We start from the raw sequence: 19,224 nt of genomic DNA on the forward strand, positions 1-19,224 counted from the left end.
AACATCCGTTACCGAAAGCCCCCCAACCATGTTGGGGGGCTTTCGGCATTCCCGGAGACATTCGCCGACCGCCATTTGATAACGCTGCGGTAACGTCCCCCCGGTTCCCCTATGGTAGGTCCTTCGCCTGCGTAACGTGGCCCGGGCAGATCCGTTGGGGTCGTGCCGTGCGGTGCGCGTCCTCCCGGATCACCCGAGGTGACGAAGGGAATCTGTGGTGACGAGCACGATGTCGAAACAACGTCCGGCGGTCAGAGCGGCTGTCGCCTTCGCAGGCATGATGGTGGCTGCCGGCTCCCTGGCGGGGTGCACGAAGACCGACACGACCAGCGGCGGATCGCTCCTCCAGCAACTGCAGGACAGCGGAACGGTCACCGTCGGCTTCGCCGGCGAGGCGCCGTACAGCTTCGAGCAGGACGGCCAGTTGACCGGCGCCACCGTGGCCCTGCACCGCGAAATCTTCAAGAACCTGGGCATTGACAACGTCGAGGGCGTGAGCACCGACTTCGGAGCGCTCATACCCGGACTGCAGGCCCGCCGGTTCGACGTCGTCAGCGCGGGTATGTCGATCCTGCCGCAGCGGTGCGAGCAGGCGGCGTTCAGCGAGCCCGAGTTCAACTACACCACCGCGCTGATGGTGCCCAAGGGCAATCCCGCGAACCTCACCGACATGCAGTCGGTGCAGCAGAGCGGGGTGCGGATGGCCGCGATGACCGGGGCGATCGAATCGGACTATGCGCAGCAGCTCGGAATCGATGCAATGCAGGTGGCGTCGCCGCAGGATGGAATGGACGCCGTCGCCAACGGGCGAGCCGATGTCTTTGCGCTCACCGGGATCTCGCTGAACTGGCTGGCGAAAAACAACCCGCAGGCCCCGGTCGACGTGACCAGCTCCTTCGTCGCCGAGATCGACGGGGTCCCCCAGGTCGGTGCCGGCGGCACGGTCTTCCGTAAGGAGGACACCGAGTTGCGCGACGCCTACAACGCCGAGCTGGCCAAGATCACCTCCGACAAGGACAAGTACCTGTCCATCGTCGGACCGTTCGGATTCACCGCGGAGGAACTGCCCGATCCGAACCTGACCACCGCCAAACTCTGCGGCGGGGCAGGCTGATCGTCGTAGAGGTCTGCTGCCTGTGAACGAGAATATCGATGCCTTCCTGGATGCGTGGCCGAGCATCCAGGAAGGCATCGTCGTCACGCTCCAACTGACTGCGGGAGGCGCCCTCCTCGCGTTCGTCCTCGCGCTCGCGCTCGGACTGGCTGCGCGTGCGCACAACATCGTGATCAGGGGATCGGCTCGCGCCTTCATCGAATTCTTCCGGGGCACTTCGTTGTTGGTGCAGCTCTTCTGGTTGTTCTACGTGGTTCCGCTGTTCGGTTATCTCATCGACCCGGTGCTCTGCGGGATCCTCGCGCTCGGGCTGAATTACGGCGCCTACGGAGCCGAGGTGGTGCGCGGCGCGATCAACTCGGTGCCGCAATCGCAATGGGAGGCGGCGACGGCGCTGGACTTCAGTCACTGGCAGCGGCTGCGCCGGGTGGTCTTCCCACAGGCCTGGGCGGAGATGATTCCTCCGTTGACCAATCTCCTGATCCAACTCCTCAAGGGCACGGCGCTCGCGAGCTATATCCTTCTGCAGGACTTGACCTTCGAGATCGACCAACTCCGTCAGACGACCGGAAATACGCTCTTCGCGTTCGGCGTCGGACTCGTCATCTACTTCGTCATCGGCTACGTGCTGACACTGGTGATGAACGCGCTGGAGGTGCGGGCGAAGAATCGCCTCGGCACGGGACCGTCCCTACGGGAGATCTTCAGCCTCGCGCCCACCGATCCACGGGGACTGGAGGCCGCGAAGCAATGAGCGTCCAGTGGAGTTGGGACCGAGCGTTCGAGGCTCTGCCCGTGCTGCTCGAGGGTTTCAAGATCACCCTCATCGCCACCGTTCTCGGATTCCTGATCTCTGTCGTTCTGGGTCTCGTCATCGCATTGATCCGGCAGGCCGCGCCGCGATGGGTGAGTGTCCCGGTCCGCGCGATCAGTGAATTCATCCGGCTGACGCCGCTCGTCGTGCAACTGCTGTTCGTGTACTACACGTTCACGGGACTGTCGCCGCTGCAGATCGGTGTCGTCGTACTCGGAATCCACTATTCGACGTATATGGCCGAGGTGTACCGGGCGGGTATCGAAGCGGTGCCCGTCGGCCAGTGGGAGGCCGCGCGGGCGCTGTCGATCGCGCCCACTCGGACGTGGCGGGCGATCATCCTGCCGCAGGCCATCCGTCGCGTCGTCCCCGCGCTGGGCAACTACGCGGTGTCGATGTTCAAGGACACCCCGTTCCTGTTCGCCATCACCGTGGTGGAGATGGTGACGGCCGCGCAGCAGTTCGGCGCCCGGCATTTCCAGTACCTCGAACCGTTGACCCTGGCGGGTGTGATCTTTCTCGTCGCCAGCTACCCGACGTCCCTGCTCATACGGCGATTGGAGAGACGTCTTGCCCGATGACGCGAGCGCAGCAACCCCGATGATCCGATTCGACGACGTCGTGAAGCAGTTCGGCGACCACGTCGTGCTCGACCACCTGGATTTCCAGGTCGCGCGTGGCGACCGGGTGACCCTGATCGGTCCGAGCGGATCGGGGAAGACGACGATCCTGCGGCTGCTCATGACCCTCGAGAAGGTGAACGACGGCGTCATCTGGGTGGACGGGACACCGTTGACGCACGAGGAGAAGGGAAGCAAACTCGTGCCGGCGTCGGAGAAGTACGTGCGCCGGATCCGACGCCGGATCGGCATGGTCTTCCAGCAGTTCAACCTGTTCCCCAACATGAACGTGATCGAGAACATCACCGAAGCGCCGATCCACGTTCTCGGACTCGACAAGGCCGCGGCCGTGCAGCGGGCTCGCGAGTTGCTGGAGACGGTCGGGCTCTCGGACAAGGAGACCGCGCATCCGACGCAACTGTCCGGTGGCCAGCAGCAGCGGGTCGCGATCGCGAGGGCACTGGCCATGGACCCTGACATTCTGCTGCTCGACGAGGTCACGTCGGCACTGGATCCGGAATTGGTGGCGGACGTCCTCGACGTGCTGAGGAACGTCGCGCGCACCACCGACATCACCATGCTGATCGTCACGCACGAGATGCAGTTCGCGCGGGACGTGTCGAACCGGGTGATGATGTTCGACGCCGGACGGATCGTGGAGGAAGGCGACCCGGCGACGATCTTCACCGCGCCCAAGAACGAGCGCACCAAGACCTTCCTGAAGGCCGTGCTGGCCGACTGATTCCCGGCTAGCTCGAACTGGTCGCGAGTTCCGTCTCCTCGGCTGTGGCGCGTCGGGCCAGCCGGCCCGCCATCCACGCGCACACCAGCAACTGCAGTTGGTGGAACAGCATGAGCGGCAGCACGATCAGGCCGATCGGCTGGCTCGCGAAGAGGACGGTGGCCATCGGAAGACCGGTGGCGAGGCTCTTCTTCGACCCGCAGAACGTGATCGTGATCTGATCGGCCCGGTCGAAACCGAGTCGCTTCGACCCGAACCAGGTGACGGACAGGACGATCGCGAGCAGCACCGCGCACACCGCGAGCAGAGCCAGGAGTCGGCCGACGGACAACGTGCCCCAGATTCCCTCGTTCATTCCCTCACTGAATGCGACGTAGACGACCAGCAGGATCGAACCCCGGTCGACGAGCTTGAGCGGTGCGCCGTGCTTCTTCACCCAGGGGCCGATCCACCGCCGCACTGCCTGGCCGGCGATGAACGGGAGCAGGAGCATGACGAGGATGCCGGTCGCGGAGGACGCGTCGAAGCCTGCCCCCTCACTCGTCATCAGCAATGCCACGAGGAGCGGGGTGACGAAGATACCGAGGATGTTGGAGAACGAGGCGCTGACGATGGCGCCGGGCACGTTGCCTCGGGCGATCGATACGAAGGCGATCGACGACTGGACGGTCGACGGCAGCAGGCAGACGTAGAGGAGGCCCAGGTACAGCGGTTGGGTCAGGATCGTCGGGACCAGCACGCGCGCAGCGATTCCGAGTAGCGGGAAGATCACGAACGTCGCCGCGAGGATGGTGACGTGCAGACGCCAGTGACGCAGGCCGTGCAGCGCCTCCTGCGTGGAGAGTCGGGCGCCGTAGAGGAAGAACAGAATTCCGACGGCCACCTTCGTGGCCCAGGTGAACGCGGTCAGGGCCGTGCCGTCCGCGGGGATCAGGCTGGCGATCCCGACGGTGATCAGGATGCCGAGAATGAACGGATCGAGTCTTCTGAGCAGCGGGATCTTTGTCAGCATGGTTCGACCGTATGGAACACGCGGATATTTCGAAAGGCGATAGTCGCGTTTACTGTAATGCCGAACCGTGATAACAATGGGTGATGTTCGATCCGGTTCATCTGCGGAGCTTTCTCGCGGTCGCGCGCACCCGGAGTTTCACCGCCGCGGCCCGGCGACTGAACCTGCGGCAGTCGACGGTCAGCCAGCACGTCGGAAAGCTGGAGCTGGCAGCCGGGCGCCGCCTGTTTCTGCGGGACACGCATTCGGTCGAGCTGACCGCGGACGGCACGGTGATGGTGGGTTTCGCGACGTCGATACTCGAGCGGCACTCGGACGCCGAGCGCTACTTCACGCAATCCGGTCTGCGAGGACGCGTCCGGTTCGGGGCGTCCGAAGATCTGGTTCTGCACGAGCTTCCTCGGATTCTGGGCGAGTTCCGTCGCAGCCATCCGCTGGTGGATCTCGAACTCACGGTGGCCTTGAGCGAAGTGTTGTTCCGGCAACTGCACGAAGGCCGGCTGGACCTGGTCTTCGGGAAGCGTCGCAGAGGAGACCGGCACGGCGAACTGGTGTGGACCGACCGGCTGGCGTTCTTCGCGGCACCCGACTTCGTTCCGGATGCAGAGGGGCCGGTGCCGCTGGTGACGTATCCGCCGCCGTCGATCACGAGGGAAGCGGCGCTCGACGTCCTGGAGAAATCCGGGCGCGGCGCGCGGGTGGCCTGTGTGACGGACAGTTTGAACGGGTTGCGGGCTGCCTGTCTTGCGGGTCTCGGCGTCGTATTCCATGCCGAGACGCTGCCGCCGGCGGGGCTGGCGCCGGTGCGGATGCGCTCGCGCGACGAATGGGGGCCCGACGTCGACGTCGAATTCGTGCTGGAGGCCCGCCGGAGTGTTCTCAGCGAACCGGAGCAGGCGCTGCGTGCCGCCATCCTCGAGAATGCGGATCGACTGCGCGCGTGACCTCGGCGGGGTAACCGCCCCACCGAGGCCGTCGAGCCGTCAGAAGATGAGCACGGACAGCGCGGTGGACAGCACCAGGCCGGACACCACGGGCACGAAACACTTCCGGGCGAGTTCGAGGACGGGCACACGGGCGAAGCCGGCCACCGCGATCAACGACGACCAGGCGACGAGCGTTCCGCCGCCGGACCAGATGTTCCCCATCTGACCGATCGCCGCCAGGGTTGCCGGATCCATCCCGACGGCGGGCCCGAGCGCGCCCGCGAGTGAACCGGTGAGCGGCAGCCCGGTGAATCCGGAGCCCTCGAGGCCCGCGATCATTCCGATGGCGAGAATGCCGAACGACGTGACGAACACGTTCTGCGGCAGGTGGGACTGCGCGGCGTTCACCAGGTCGAAGAGCAGCGTCGGACCGGTCGCGTCCGCGGGAAGTCCCAGAATGGCGGCGGAGAAGTCACCGTTGCCGATGAAGAAGAATCCGGCGATCGGGATCACGATGCCCATGGCCTTGAACGCGAAGACCAGGCCGTCGATCAGATGCTCGGACGTCGTCTCGAGGAATCCCTTCTTGTCGTTGGTCGCGGCCGCGGCGAACAGGATGAGCGCGGCGATGCCGCCGACCATCGCCGCCGCGTCGCCGCCCTTGAGGTCGGGCACCAGATCGGTGAACTTGCCGACCATGAGGTAGACGATGAATGCCAGGTACGCGGTGGGCACGAGTACTGCGAAAGTCTTTGCGGCACGGATGCTCTTGAACGTGTCGTCGATGACCTGCCGGGCGGAAGCCGTGACGGGTTCGGCGAGGACGGCCGTCGTCGTCGGGAGAGCGGCACTCGTCGCCGCTTCGGCCGGTGCGCGATCGATCGCGCCGCCGGTGGGGGTCGCACCGCCCTCGGGGGCGTCGCCGCCTGGCTTGCCGAAGTCGCTCTCCGCGCGTGACTCCCAGTCGGTGAGCAGTTCCGGTGCGGGGCGGCGCATGTGCCTGCGCTGCGTGAAGTAGGCGATGAGGAGCGCGGTGAGACCGACGATCAGGGACATCACCAGGGCGCGGTCCGCGACGACGTCCGGATCGACTCCCGCCGACTTCGCCGACAGACCCGGCGCCACCTTGATGATGTAGTCGGACGACAGCGCCATGCCCTGCCCGCAGATCGCGATCGCCATGCCGACCGCCATCGGGGGAAGGCCGGCGCGGATGGCGACGGGGATGAGGACGGCTCCGATCAACGGAACCGCGGGGGTGGGCCAGAAGAACAGCGAGATCGCGTAGGTGACGACGGCCAGGACGATGAAGCTGCTGGTGCCGCCGCGCATGACGCGCCGGAACGGGGCGACCATCAACCGGTCGGCTCCCATCTGCCGGAGGGCGCCGAGCATCGCCGTCACCAACGAGATGATCAGGAAGATGTTGAACAGCTCGCGGGCGGCGACGAGGCTCGCGTTGAAAATCGACGCGAGACCGGTGACGAGGCTGTCGGAGAACACGAAGGCGGTCAGGAACGTGCCGATGACGGCGGGGACGACGATGTTCTTCCGCATGAGCATCGTCCCGAGGATGACGATGATTCCTCCGAGATACACCCAATGTGCGGCGGTGAGACTTACATCCACGGTGCGCCCCTTCGAAATAGGTACAGACTAGTGGCACTAGTCACAGTGCAGTGATACTGCGCGGGGCGTTTTCCAGGGTCAACGTCCAGAGTGCACATCGATAACCAGCGTATTTGTGCATTGTGCCCGGCATTTTTCGCCGGGATTGCTTGTTGTCACGCGCAAGTAAAGGAATGCTCGGCAGAGGCCATTTCACGGAATCCCGTGTTCATAATTAGGTTTGCCTAACCAAATTTGGGTGGGCGGAGTGCGGCAAGGGTTTCCGGCGAGAACTGGCAACGCCGGAACGCGAATTCTCGGATGAAAGTGGACTCTATGAACACGGCGGTCGGTCAGGCTCAGAGTGCAACCGCGGGGGACGAACGCGGACCCGGCACGTCGCCCGCGCTGGCGGCGCTGCTCGCCGGAACGTTCGTCGGCACGGTCAGCAACAACATCGTCAACGTCCCGTTGAACGCGATCCTCACGGACTTCGATGCCGGCCTCGGCAGCGGCATCTTCGTCGTCGTCGGATTCCTCCTCACCTTCGCGGCGACAATGCCGCTGGCCGGGTGGATCGGGGACCGGTTCGGTCGCCGACGCGTGTACTGCGCCGCACTGCTGGGAACCGCGGTCTGTTCGCTCGGCGCGGCGCTCGCGCCCTCCCTGCCCGTGCTCGTGATCTGGCGGTCGCTCGGCGGGATCGCCGCGGCCGCGTTCGCGCCTGCGGTCATGGGCCTGATCGCGTGGCTGTTCGGGCCCGCGCGGCGGGCGCGCGCCGTCGGCGCCTGGGCGGCGGTGAACGGGATCGGTCAGGCCGTCGGTCCGTCGATGGGCGGAATTGTCAGCGACTGGTGGGGCTGGCGGTGGGCTTTCGTGCCACTGGTGCCGGTCGCGCTGATCGGGTTCGCCGCAACCCTCCGCTACATCCCGCGCTACCCAGGCAAGAAGATGCGGCTCGACGTGATCGGGGCGTTCACCGTCACGCTCGGAGCGGTCCTGCTGATCCTCGGCCTCACGACCGTCTCGATGGAGCAGGTTCCCGTCTGGGTCAGCATCGCGACGATCGGCGGCGGAGCCGTCGTCGCGGCGGGGTTCGTGGTCCATTGCCGGCGGGCGGCGAACCCGTTCGTGCCCATCGACCTGGTGATCGAATCGCGGTTCCTGCGTAGCGCTCTCGCCGCCTTCACCCAGATGTTCGCGCTGGGCGCGCTGTTGCTTGCGCTTCCGCTCTACCTGACGGGCTCGGGCAGTTCCACCACACAGGCGGGGCTGATGCTCTTCGTGCTGCCGGTCGTCATGACGTGCGTGGCGCCGGTCGTCGGGCGTCTCGTCGACAGGATCGGGGCCCGGGTGGTGATGCGGTCCGGCCTGGTGGTGTTGATCAGTAGTCAAGTCGCACTGGCGATCACGTTGTCCGCCGATGTCCGGAACCCGATCGCCGTCGGCGCCGTGCTCGTCGTCGCCGGAGTGGGGATCGGCATGGTCCAGACGCCCGCCGCGGCCGGTTCGACCCGATCGCCCGCGGGGGCCGTCGGAACCGGTCTGGGACTGTTCAACCTCATCCGCTTCGGTGGCTCGGCGGTGGGCGCCGCCTGGGTGGGCGTGGCCGCGCACCTGGCGGCCGATCCGTACGGACTGCTGTTCGCCGTGGCGGCACTCGTCGTGCTCGCCGGACTGGCCGGGACGTTCGCAGGCGAGAACCCGGGGGCCGTCTGAGGGCTAGCGGGTCACGATCTCGTGGTTGACGGTGTCCTGCACCTGGGAGAGCAGATCGAGACGGAGAGCCAGCCACAGCGTGAACTGGTTCTCGGGTTCCCGGATGTCCATGCCGATGAGCCGTGACGTGCGATCGAGCTTGGCGATCATCGTGTTCCGGTGGATCCGGAGACGCCGCGCGGCCGCGTTGATGTTGCCGCCCTCCTCGAGGTAGGCGAACAGCAACTCCTCGGTGTCGGCCTGCGAACTCGACGCCCGGAGGGGGCCGAGAACGTCACGGATGAGCCGTCGGCTCTCGTCGGTGTCGGTCGCGCGGGCGAGCACACTGAACCCGCGCAGGTCGTTGTACGCCACCGAACCGGACAGCCCGAGCCGCTGGGCGATGCCCAGAGTGATGCGGGCTTCGCGGTAGCTTTCCCCGATATCGCGGGCGCCCGCCGCGGGACGTCCGTGGGCCACCGGGATCCGCTGACCCAAACGGGTTTCGAGATCGAGCGACATGGCGTGCGCGTACTCGCTGATCTCGGATTCGACGCCGGGTGTGTCGACGGAAGTCAACGAGCGGATCACCACGAGCACGTCGCCGATGACGGTGACGTGGGAACGTACGCCCGGACGTGGGAGGACGCCGGCGGCGTACCGTGCCAGCCGGACCATGCTCGCGCCGGGCCGTCCCGACGCCCGGTCGACGAGGCCGGGCGCGACGAACACGATGTAGTGCAGGTCCAGATCGATCTCGTGCAGCGCGGCCCGGGTGCGCAGGTCGTGGTCGTTGGCGAAGTTGCCGTGCACCAGAGCCTGGACGAAGTCGCCGCGGGCCCGCTCCTCGGCCTCGTCCACGCTCCGCTGCCGGAGCATCTCGGTGCCGATGATCGTCCCGGCCTGTTCGACGACCACCCGGTGCTGTGCGATGTCGTGCCTGCGGGGGTTCGCCCCGGGCACGACGACCACGATCCAGCCCTCGTAGCGGCCGGCCAGCTGCATGGCCCCGGCGACTGCCGTCGTGGGCGCGAACAGTCCGTCCGGATGCTCCAGGCGGAGCACGTGAACGTTGTGCATCCGTGCCGGTGGTGATTCCTCGAGCCGCGGCAGGGCGTCCGCGAGAGCCTCCAGCAGGGCGACGGTGCCCGTGTCCTCGGTGTCCGGGAGGCCCGCGTGGGCGAGGAGCCGCCCCCGGACGTCCAGGGCGACGGCGACGTCCGAGGTCAGCGTCGCCACCTCGCGGATCAGCATCGGCAGGCCCGCTCCGCGGTGCAGCAACCCTGCGAGCGACTGGTGCACCGTGAGGGCATAGCGCATCACGTGCGCTTCCTGGGTGAGTGCGCGCTCGGCGAGAAGCCGGTTGAGTGCGGTGAAACCGACGGGAAATCCCAGCTCCACGACCGTGAGTCCGGTCGGCCAGACCGTGCCCGCGGGCGCCGACCCGTCGACGAGAAGGACCCCGGCTCCCCGTGCCACCAGCGATTCGAGTTCACGTCCGTGCGCGGACAGGGTTTCCGGCCGGGTGTACACAGCGACCTCGGCGAGGGAATCGGGCCGGCTCATCACCTCACCCCACGGCAGGCACCACGTCACCGGGCCGCTCGGGGCGTCCGTGCCGGACAGCAGCCGGGCCGACGCGAGCAGGGGCTCTTCCAGGAGGCCGCGTAACGACAGTCGTTCGTCCTCCGCGTTCGGTGTCGTGGTGTCGTCCACTACGGACCCTCCTCGGGTGGCATCGAAAAGTGCAGTATGGCGGAGCGCGCGCCTGCACTGCCTATGCACTATGCCCTGATTTCGCCGAGATTGCCGGATATTTTGACCATGGTTCCGCCGGTGATGCCGGTGATAGAAATCGGTGCATCACTTCCTCCCGAATACGCAACGGAGAAGACAATGCATCAGGTTCACCGAATCACCCTCGACGACGCACTCCCACTGCTCGCCGCGGGACGCGCGAAGGCCGAGGAAATCGGCGTCAAGCAGACCCTGTGCGTCTGCGACGACGGCGGCAACGTGCTCGCCCTGCACCGACTGCCGGGAGCGCGCCTCACCGGCGTCGACATCGCGATCGCCAAAGCGTTCACCGCTGCCGGCCACGAACGGGCAACGCACCTGTTCAACGAGGCTCCCGACGGTCCGGCATTGCCCGGGAACGAGGCATTCGGCATCAGCCAGATGCTGCCGGGCAAGTTCGCGGTGTTCGTCGGCGGATTTCCCCTCGTCTTCGACGGCCAGATCGTCGGCGGCATAGGCATCAGCGGCGGAAACGGCAAGCAGGACAAGGCAGTCGGAGCGGCGATGCTGGCCGAGTTCGAAGCCCTCGCCGCAGTACCCAGCTGAATGGACACGATGTGCCGACAACGTGCACATCGAAACCCTTCCAACGCAGTCACTTCGACCGTGGTCGGGCAGGCCGTGAGTCGATAACGTCGAATTCACTCCAGTCGGAGCATCCCCAACCATTCTCATACTCGAGGAAGACGAGGCACATCATGACCGAACTTCTAGGCAGGGACGATTTCCGCGCAGCTCTGGAGAACGCCATCAAGGGCCGCGAGGCGAAGAACGCCTCGTTCAGCAAGGCGTGGGCCGAGGGCAAGCTCGAGAAGCACCATTTCGCGCGGTGGGCGGAGAACCACTACCACTACGTCGGCCCCTTCGCCGACTACCTCGCGAACATCTACTCGAACACCCCCGACACCTTCACCAATGCAAAGGATTTCACCCTCCAGAACATGTACGAGGAGGAACTGGCCGACATCCGGCACACCGACCTCCTCATCAAGTTCGCCGAGGCGTGCGGCACCACGAAGGAACGTGTCGAGGATCCGTCGAACATGAACGCGATCACCCGTGGTCTGCAGTCCTGGTGCTACGCGGTCTCGCAGCGTGAGCACTTCGTCGTGGCCACCGCCGCGCTCGTCGTCGGACTCGAGTCGCAGGTACCGAGCATCTACAAGAAGCAGATCATCCCTCTGCGTGAGGTGTACGGGTTCACCGAGGACGAGATCGAATTCTTCGACCTGCACATCACGTCGGACGTCGTGCACGGTGAGCGTGGATACCAGATCGTGCTCGACCACGCGGATACCCCGCAACTGCAGCAGCGTTGCCTGCAACTCGTGCAGTGGGGAGCCGAGATGCGCTTCTCGTACACGAAGGGACTCTACGACACGTACGTGGCGACCGACCTCGAGCTCGCGACCGCCTGACCGTGCGAAGGGAGGGGCCCGCACCGGGCCCCTCCGGACGCAGGCAACTCGCCCGACAGGAGAGAACGATGGAGACGAACTGGACCCGGCTGGTCACCCTGCGTGAGCTCGGCCGCCGCCGGAAGCTTCGCGTCGAGGTCGGGGACACCGCGGTCGCCCTGTTCCAGGCCGACGACCGGATCTACGCCTTTCGTGATCTGTGCATCCATCAGGATCGATCACTGGCGAAAGGCACCCTGCTGCACGGGCGGGTCATCTGCCCGGGCCACCAGTGGGCGTTCGACCTCGACACCGGCTACGAGGAAGACCAGGACCTGTGCCAGCCGACCTACGCGGTGACGGTCGAGGACGACGTCGTCTACGTGGATCTCACCCGCAGCCCCAATTACGCCGAGACCGCGACTTCGCCCGCCGAAGTCGACTGAGAGAGCGAGTGACCCCATGACGTTGAACACCATCGTCACCATCGGCGCCGGTCAGACCGCTGCCGTCGCGGCGCGCACCCTGCGGCGCCGAGGGTTCGACGGCAGGATCGTCCTCGTCGGCGACGAGCCGCACGCGCCGTATCAGCGCCCACCACTGTCCAAGGAATTCCTTGCCGGGCAGGAGGATCGCGAGTCGTTGATGCTGCTTCCCGACGCGTGGCGAGAGAAACAGAACGTCGAACTCCTCACCGGCACGACGGTGACCCGGATCGACCCGAGCGGCGGATCGGTCGACCTGTCCGACGGGCGGAGCATCGCGGCCGATGCCGTGCTCGTCGCGACCGGCGGCAGACCGCGCACGATGCCGGTGAACGGGCCTGCGTCCGAACGGGTGCACTACCTGAGGACGATCGACGACGCCGAACGGCTCGCCGCCCACCTTCGTCCCGGCATCGGCCTGGTCCTGATCGGCGGAGGCTTCGTCGGGCTCGAAATTGCCGCCACTGCACAGGCTCTGGGAGCCGAGGTGACCGTTCTCGAGGCGGACGCGGTGCCACTCGCTCGAATCCTCGGAGCCGAGATGGGCGACGTCTGCACGCGATTGCACCGGGAGAACGGAGTCACCGTCCGCGCCGGCGTGCGGGTCGACACCGTGACGACCCGGCCGGACGGCGTGCTCATCGCCCTCCAGGGCGGCGAGGTGCTTCAGGCCGACGTCGTGGTGGTGGGCATCGGGATCGTCCCCAACGTCGAGGTCGCACAGGCCTCCGGACTGGCCGTCGACGGCGGGATCCTCGTGGATGCACAGGGGCGGACATCGATTCCACACGTCTACGCCGCCGGCGACGTGGCAGCGCGATTCTCCGACGCGGCAGGCAGGCATGTTCGCGTCGAACACTTCGACAACGCGAGCAAGCAGGGGGCGGCGACCGCGAACCTCATGCTCGGACGCGTCGGGGTGGTGGACCCCGCGCACTGGTTCTGGTCCGACCAGTTCGGCAAGAACATCCAGTTCACCGGCACCGCCCGCTACACCGACCTGGTCTTCCGCGGCAGCGCCGACGACGGCGAGTTCACCGCCTTCTATCTGGACAGCGGGGTCGTGCGCGGCGCCTTCGCACTCGACCGCGGCGACGAGATCAGCGCCGCCAGAGAACTGATCGGCCGGTCGATCGCGCCGGGCCGGTTGGCGGATCAGGACGTCGACCTGTTCGACCTGATGGACGACGACGAGGAATTGGTGACGGTGTCATGATCGAGGGACTCAATCTCATTGACGGGCAGTGGGTCCCGTCGTCTTCCGGAGCGACGTTCGAGCGGCGCAATCCCGCGGATCACGACGACGTGATCGGCGTGTTCCCGGATTCGACCGAGGCGGACGTGGATGCCGCCGTCAGCGCGCTGGCCAAGGTGGCGCCGCAGTGGGCCGCGACGCCCCCGGAACGCCGCGCGGCGATCCTGGAGGCCGCGGCCGCACACCTCGAGGCGCGGGCAGGCGAACTCGTCGACGAACTCGTCCGCGAGGAGGGCAAGACCCTGGCCGAGGCGACCATGGAAGTCGGCCGCACACCGATGAACCTGCGCTTCTACGCCGGTGAAGCGCTCCGCACCACCGGCAGTACATACCCCACCCCGGGTGAGGGACTCGTCATCACCCTGCGCGAACCCGTCGGAATCGTCGGGGCGATCACCCCCTGGAACTTCCCGCTCAACATTCCGTCGCGCAAACTCGGACCGGCGCTGGCCGCAGGAAACGTCGTGGTGTTCAAACCGTCCGAACTCACGCCGCTGATGGGACAGCGACTGGTCGAGGCGCTGCTGGCCGGGGGACTTCCGGCCGGTGCCCTCGCCCTGGTCCAGGGTTCCGGTCGTGCCGGTGCCGCGGTCGCGGCGGACGAACGCGTCGATGCCGTGACGTTCACGGGATCCACTCACGTGGGCCGTGCGATCCATGCGGCAGTGGGTCCGTCTCGCCGCAGTCAGCTCGAGATGGGCGGCAAGAACCCTGTGGTGGTCCTGGGCGACGCCGACGTGGACAAGGCGGCCGCACTGATCGTCAAGGGCGCCTTCGGCTTGTCCGGGCAGGCGTGCACGGGCACCAGCCGGGTGATCGCGGTGGACGCGATCCACGACCGGTTGCTGGACCGCGTGGTGGAACTCGCCGAAGGGATCACCGTCGGCCCGGGCGCAGACCCGGGTGTGGGCATGGGGGCTCTCGCGGGCGCGGGACAGCTCTCGAAGTTCCTCGAGTACGTGCAGATCGGCCGCGACGAAGGCGCCGAACTGATCTGTGGCGGAGTAAGTCTCGACAGTGGGAACGGTTATTTCGCCGTCCCGACCGTGTTCGCCGGTGGCAGCCCCGACATGCGGGTGGTCACGGAAGAAGTGTTCGGGCCACTGCTGGTCTTCCTGCGGGCCTCCGGCTTCGACGAGGCGGTCGCACTCGCGAACGACACCGAATTCGGGCTCAGCGCGGGAATCGTCACCAACGACGTGACCAAGGCACTCGCGTTCGCGGGCCGTTCCGAATCGGGTCTGGTGAAGATCAATCAGCCCACCACCGGCATGAGCATGAACGCGCCGTTCGGTGGTTACAAGGCGTCGAGCACGCAAACCCACAAGGAACAGGCGGGCGAGTCGATGATGCAGTTCTATCAAGCCGAAAAGACCGTCTACCTCAGCCCTTCGGTCTGAGACCTACCTGTCGACAGAGGGAGAAGACCATGGAATTCACTCGCGTTGCGCGCTCCGGACAGGTTTCCGAAGGCATCGTGCGCCGCTTCTTCGCCGGCGACCACGAATTCGCCGTGGCCCGCCTGAACGGGAAGGCCTACGCAACCTCCAACTACTGCACGCACCTGGACTGCCTGCTCTCGTCCGGGAAACTCGTCGACGACGGCATCGGATGCTCCTGCCACGGAAGCGTATTCGATCTGGAGACCGGGGAACCCGTGTGCCCACCGGCGACGGTGGCGATCAAGACCTACCCGGTCGAGGAACGTGACGGCGAGATCTTCGTCGGCATCGACCCCGACGACACCAGTTCCATCCCGCGCCGGCGGGCCGCGCGGGGGTGCATGAAGTGAACCCTCGACCGTCCACCCTCTCCGCCGACGGCATGGTCTCGTCCAGTCATCCCGCGGCGAGCACCGTAGGTGCCCGCGTACTAGCCGACGGAGGCAACGCCATCGACGCGACGCTGGCCATGGCCGCGATGACCTGGCTGACGTTGCCGGGGCAATGCGGGATCGGCGGTGACGCGTTCGCCGTCGTCCGCGAACCGGACGGATCGGTATGGACGGTCGGGGGCAGCGGCTTCGGGCCCGACGGCGGTGACGTGGACTTCTACACCGAACGGGGGCTGCGGTCGATTCCCCTCGACGGGGCACTGGCGGTGGCGGTTCCCGGGGCGCCGGCCGCCCTCGGCGCGTTGCACGCGGGTGGCGCCACGCGCTCGCTGACGGACCTCTGGGCACCGGCGGTGCGCGCAGCGGAGAAGGGGCTTCCCTGCTCGGCCAAGACTCGGGACGACGTTCGAGAAGCGCACACCGCGATTGCCGCCGACCCCGGACTGCGTGCGGTGTATCTCCCCGGCGGACGGTTGCCGCAGGTCGGGGAGCTGCTGCCGCAACGCGACCTCGCCCGGTCCATTCGTGCGCTCGCGCGCGACGTGCACGGTTTCTACACCGGTTCGTTCGCGCGGCAGGCTGTCGAGGCACTCCGCGCCGGTGGGGCGCCGTTCGGCGGGGACGAGTGGGCGGCAGGCGCCGACGTGCGACCGGAGGCCGCGATCAGCGGAAACTACGCCGGTGCTGTCGTTCACCAGACACCCCTGCCCACCCCCGGATGGATGGTGCTCCAGCAGGCGGCGCTGAACGACGGCGTCGTCGGCTTCTCCCCGTGGCTCACCGCTCCGGCCGTCGATCGCATGGCGAGAGCGGCCCGTCTGGCCTTCGAGGATCGGTTCGCGACGTGCGGTGCCGGCAACGACGGGTGGAAGGACGTGCTCGAGCCGGCCGCGATCGGAGCGGCGAGGGACCGGCTGGACGGCCGTCGGGCGTCGTCGGGCGCCTTCAGCGTCAGCGCCGGAGACACCACCTCGACCGTCGCGGTGGACTCCGACGGACGCGCCGTCAGCTTCATCCACTCGCTCGCCTTCACGTTCGGCGCCAAGATGACCGTCCCCGGCACCGGAGTGGTGCTGAACAACCGATACGGCCGCGGCGCCTATCTGATCCCGGGGCACCCCAACGCCGCGGCGCCGCGGCGTAAACCGCTGCACACCCTCAACGCGTGGGTGATCACCGATGCATCCGGGAATCTCCTGCACGTCGGAAACACCCCGGGCGGGGACGGGCAGGTGCAATGGAACATGCAACTGATCTCGCACCTGCTCGATCACGGGCTCGACCCGGCGGAGGCCGTCGCGGCACCCCGCTTCACCGTCTTCCCCGGCAGTGACGCCGATGTGGTCGGTCGCCCGGCGGAACTGCGTTGCGAGTCCCGCATTCCGGAGGAGGTGCGCACCGAGTTGGAGCGCCTGGGTCACGACGTCGCCCTGCAGGGTCCGTGGGCCGCCGGTGGAAGCGCGCAGATCATCACCCTCGACGCAGCGCGCGGCCTGCTGTCCGGCGCCGCCGACCCCCGCCAGGAAGGAATAGCACTCGGTGTCTGAGCTGGAATCCGTCGCCGCGGCCCCGCGGCCACAGGGCCGCTACATTCCCGCCGTCGTGCACGACGGGATCGCGTACAGCGCCGGCATGACGCCACGCCGCGACGGGGTGCTGACGGTTACCGGCATCGTCGGACGGGACCTGAACATCCCGCGGGCCCGGGAGGCGGCCGGGGTCGCGGCGAGAAACGCGATCGCCGCCGTCGCCGCGGCTGTCGGCGGAACGGCGGCCATCTCCCGGTGCCTTCGCATGAGCGTCTTCGTCGCGTGTACTCCGGACTTCCGCGAACTGTCCGCGGTGGCCGACGGCGCGTCCGACGTGCTGGTCGAATGCCTCGGACTCGACGCGCTGCCGGTGCGCAGCGCGATCGGCGTGTACGCCCTGCCGTCCGGCGCCCCCGTGGAGATAGAGCTCACAGTGGCTGTCCGCGCATAGACCCGCACCCGGCTCCGGAGTATAAATACATCTTGTGTCTATGTTGTATTCCGCCGCGGAGCAGGCCTATCGCGAGGTCAAGGAGCTCATCCTGTCGGGCGGTCTGCCCGGCGGTGAGCTGATCAGCGAGGGCGAGATCGCCGGACGCATGGGGCTCAGCCGTACCCCGGTGCGCGAAGCCTTTCTCCGGCTCGAGTCCGAGGGCTGGATGCGGCTGTACCCGAAGCGGGGCGCGCTCATCGTGCCCGTCGCGGACGGCGAGGCGGAACACGTGGTCGACGCCCGCCAGCTCGTCGAGACGCACAGCGTCCGGGTGCTGGCCGACCAGCCCCACGCCCGCGAACTCCTCGTCGCCCGCCTGCGCGAGAACCTCGTGGAGCAGCGGGAGATCGCCGAGCGCGGCGACGTCGCCGCCTTCAGCGCCGCCGACGCCGACTTCCATCGGATGATCGTCGAGGCGGGCGAGAATCCGCTGCTCGCGACGTTCTACTCCAGCATCCGCGAGCGTCAGCGCCGCATGACGGCACACTCGATCACCCGTGACCCGGGACAGCTGCCCAGGATCATCGCCGACCACGAGCAGCTGACCGAACTCGTCGAGGCGGGTGACGCCGCCGGGTTCGACGCCGCGGTGCTCGTCCACATGCGCCAGGTCCACGCCCTCAACCCGAGAGGAGTTGCGCGATGACCGTCGTCCGCGAATACCCGATGGAGGTGCCCGAGGCCCTCGCGTCGCCGCGCGCGTGGCTGCTGGTGGCCGCGACCATGTTCGCGGTCGCGTGGGGCGGCAACGAATTCACGCCGCTGCTCGGCATGTACCGCGCCGATCACGGCTTCTCGCCGGTCACGGTCGATCTGTTCCTGTTCGCCTACGTTGTCGGGATCGTGCCCGCCCTGCTCCTCGGCGGACCACTCTCCGACCGGCTGGGACGGCGGCCGATCCTGCTCCCGGCACCGTTCCTGACGATCGCCGGTTCCACGCTCCTGGCCCTCGGCGCCGACTCCGCGGCGATGCTCATCGTCGGCCGCGTCCTGTGCGGTATGGCGCTCGGCCTCGGCATGGCCGTCGGCGGCAGCTGGGTGAAGGAACTGTCCTCCGCGCCGTGGGATCCCGCGGCCAGGGACGGTGCCGGTGCGCGACGGGCAGCGATGAGTCTGACCGGCGGATTCGGCCTCGGCGCGGGCGTCGCCGGCGTCCTCGCGCAGTGGGCGCCACTGCCGAGTGTCCTGTCCTACGTCGTGCACAGCGCGATCGCCGTCGCCGCTGCCGTCGCACTGTGGCGGGCCCCGGAGACCCGGGCGGCCCAGCCGGTCTCCGAACGTGTCTCGCTCGCCCGCGACCTCGCGATCCCGTCCGCCGCCCACAAGCGATTCCTGTTCGTGATCGCACCGCTCGCCCCCTGGGTGTTCGGTACGGCGGCCGCCGCCTACGCGGTGCTGCCGTCGCTGATGTCCGGGAACACCGGTGGGCTGCCGCTCGCGTTCTCGGCGCTCATGTGCATGGTCGGCCTCGGGGCGGGATTCGCGATCCAGGCACTCGGCCGCAAGATCGACACCCCCCGCAACGCGCGTGCCGTCGTGGTGTCACTCGTCGTCGTCCTCGCCGGAATGGGCGTCGCCGCCGTTGCCGCGTCGGCGCTGACCATTCCGCTGGCGCTCGCCGCCGCCGTCGTGCTCGGCTGCGGATACGGCATGGCCATGGTGTCGGGACTGCAGGAGATTCAGCGGATCGCGGGACCGGACGACCTGGCCGGACTGACCGCGGTCTTCTACTCGCTCACGTACCTGGGATTCGGGACGCCCGCCGTGATGGCCTACCTGTCCGAGACGTTCCCGGCGGTGACGTACCCGAGAATGTTCGTCTTCGGCGCGGTCGCGGCCGCGGGCTGTCTCGCGCTCGCCCTCACGAAGTGGCGCGCACACCTGCCGCACCCGGAGTGAG

The 19,224-nt window shown here is 67.4% G+C and carries 19 protein-coding genes; 16 read left to right on the top strand and 3 right to left on the bottom strand.

Going from position 1 to position 19,224, the window contains the following annotated elements:
- Window positions 1–229: 229 nt before the first annotated feature.
- Genes ehuB through ehuA form a run of 4 tightly spaced genes read left to right on the top strand, consistent with a single transcriptional unit; the run spans window position 230 to window position 3,290 of the window.
- Window positions 230–1,114, top strand: coding sequence for an ectoine/hydroxyectoine ABC transporter substrate-binding protein EhuB (gene ehuB / locus QM806_RS33015; RefSeq protein ID WP_037206073.1), 885 nt, complete (start codon window positions 230–232; stop codon window positions 1,112–1,114).
- Window positions 1,115–1,136: 22 nt separating this feature from the next.
- Complete coding sequence (ehuC, locus tag QM806_RS33020) at window positions 1,137–1,868, top strand: ectoine/hydroxyectoine ABC transporter permease subunit EhuC (protein ID WP_005569255.1); 732 nt, start codon at window positions 1,137–1,139, stop codon at window positions 1,866–1,868.
- Window positions 1,865–2,509: an ectoine/hydroxyectoine ABC transporter permease subunit EhuD gene (gene ehuD, locus QM806_RS33025; protein ID WP_005262076.1), complete on the top strand. Its 645-nt coding sequence runs from the start codon at window positions 1,865–1,867 to the stop codon at window positions 2,507–2,509. Before ehuC ends, ehuD begins: the two co-directional genes overlap by 4 nt.
- 19 nt (window positions 2,510–2,528) lie before the next feature.
- Window positions 2,529–3,290 (top strand): ectoine/hydroxyectoine ABC transporter ATP-binding protein EhuA, encoded by a 762-nt coding sequence (gene ehuA, locus QM806_RS33030; RefSeq protein ID WP_005262077.1) that lies wholly within the window; start codon window positions 2,529–2,531, stop codon window positions 3,288–3,290.
- A 7-nt stretch (window positions 3,291–3,297) separates the two neighbouring features.
- Here ehuA and QM806_RS33035 read toward each other — a convergent pair whose 3' ends face one another.
- Entirely contained in the window at window positions 3,298–4,302 is a 1,005-nt protein-coding gene (locus QM806_RS33035; RefSeq protein WP_265146946.1) for a bile acid:sodium symporter family protein, read from the bottom strand.
- A gap of 83 nt (window positions 4,303–4,385) precedes the next feature.
- Between QM806_RS33035 and QM806_RS33040 the strand changes: the two genes are divergently transcribed.
- Entirely contained in the window at window positions 4,386–5,246 is an 861-nt protein-coding gene (locus tag QM806_RS33040; protein WP_005262079.1) for a LysR family transcriptional regulator, read from the top strand.
- Window positions 5,247–5,285: 39 nt separating this feature from the next.
- On the opposite strand, the gene QM806_RS33045 is transcribed toward QM806_RS33040, so the two are convergent.
- Complete coding sequence (locus tag QM806_RS33045) at window positions 5,286–6,857, bottom strand: hypothetical protein (protein WP_283294120.1); 1,572 nt, start codon at window positions 6,855–6,857, stop codon at window positions 5,286–5,288.
- Between the two features lie 315 nt (window positions 6,858–7,172).
- On the opposite strand from QM806_RS33045, the gene QM806_RS33050 reads away from it, so the two are divergent.
- Window positions 7,173–8,555 carry an MFS transporter gene (locus tag QM806_RS33050; RefSeq protein WP_005262081.1) on the top strand — a complete coding sequence of 461 codons (1,383 nt, stop codon included), beginning with the start codon at window positions 7,173–7,175 and terminating at the stop codon, window positions 8,553–8,555.
- A 3-nt stretch (window positions 8,556–8,558) separates the two neighbouring features.
- On the opposite strand, the gene QM806_RS33055 is transcribed toward QM806_RS33050, so the two are convergent.
- Entirely contained in the window at window positions 8,559–10,250 is a 1,692-nt protein-coding gene (locus QM806_RS33055; RefSeq protein WP_005262082.1) for a PucR family transcriptional regulator, read from the bottom strand.
- A 180-nt stretch (window positions 10,251–10,430) separates the two neighbouring features.
- Between QM806_RS33055 and QM806_RS33060 the strand changes: the two genes are divergently transcribed.
- From QM806_RS33060 to QM806_RS33105, 10 genes are all read left to right on the top strand, one after another.
- Window positions 10,431–10,877, top strand: coding sequence for a GlcG/HbpS family heme-binding protein (locus QM806_RS33060; protein WP_005262083.1), 447 nt, complete (start codon window positions 10,431–10,433; stop codon window positions 10,875–10,877).
- A 152-nt stretch (window positions 10,878–11,029) separates the two neighbouring features.
- Entirely contained in the window at window positions 11,030–11,749 is a 720-nt protein-coding gene (locus tag QM806_RS33065; RefSeq protein ID WP_005245024.1) for an iron-containing redox enzyme family protein, read from the top strand.
- A gap of 68 nt (window positions 11,750–11,817) precedes the next feature.
- Window positions 11,818–12,174 carry a Rieske (2Fe-2S) protein gene (locus tag QM806_RS33070; protein WP_283294123.1) on the top strand — a complete coding sequence of 119 codons (357 nt, stop codon included), beginning with the start codon at window positions 11,818–11,820 and terminating at the stop codon, window positions 12,172–12,174.
- Window positions 12,175–12,190: 16 nt separating this feature from the next.
- On the top strand, window positions 12,191–13,429 hold the full coding sequence (locus QM806_RS33075; RefSeq protein ID WP_265146947.1) for an NAD(P)/FAD-dependent oxidoreductase: 1,239 nt from the start codon (window positions 12,191–12,193) through the stop codon (window positions 13,427–13,429).
- On the top strand, window positions 13,426–14,868 hold the full coding sequence (locus QM806_RS33080; RefSeq protein ID WP_283294125.1) for an aldehyde dehydrogenase family protein: 1,443 nt from the start codon (window positions 13,426–13,428) through the stop codon (window positions 14,866–14,868). The genes QM806_RS33075 and QM806_RS33080 overlap by 4 nt, the downstream gene beginning before the upstream one ends.
- Before the next feature lie 29 nt (window positions 14,869–14,897).
- Complete coding sequence (locus QM806_RS33085; protein WP_005262088.1) at window positions 14,898–15,260, top strand: Rieske (2Fe-2S) protein; 363 nt, start codon at window positions 14,898–14,900, stop codon at window positions 15,258–15,260.
- Window positions 15,257–16,849: a gamma-glutamyltransferase family protein gene (locus QM806_RS33090; protein WP_265146949.1), complete on the top strand. Its 1,593-nt coding sequence runs from the start codon at window positions 15,257–15,259 to the stop codon at window positions 16,847–16,849. The genes QM806_RS33085 and QM806_RS33090 overlap by 4 nt, the downstream gene beginning before the upstream one ends.
- Entirely contained in the window at window positions 16,842–17,282 is a 441-nt protein-coding gene (locus tag QM806_RS33095; protein WP_065488892.1) for a RidA family protein, read from the top strand. The genes QM806_RS33090 and QM806_RS33095 overlap by 8 nt, the downstream gene beginning before the upstream one ends.
- Window positions 17,283–17,322: 40 nt before the next feature.
- A complete protein-coding gene (locus QM806_RS33100) occupies window positions 17,323–17,970 on the top strand; it encodes a GntR family transcriptional regulator (RefSeq protein ID WP_005262092.1) in 648 nt (215 codons plus the stop codon).
- Window positions 17,967–19,223 (top strand): MFS transporter, encoded by a 1,257-nt coding sequence (locus QM806_RS33105; protein ID WP_283294127.1) that lies wholly within the window; start codon window positions 17,967–17,969, stop codon window positions 19,221–19,223. Before QM806_RS33100 ends, QM806_RS33105 begins: the two co-directional genes overlap by 4 nt.
- Window position 19,224: the final 1 nt, after the last annotated feature.

Source organism: Rhodococcus sp. IEGM 1351 (assembly GCF_030056875.1).
GTDB classification, from domain to species: Bacteria; Actinomycetota; Actinomycetes; order Mycobacteriales; family Mycobacteriaceae; genus Rhodococcus_F; species Rhodococcus_F opacus.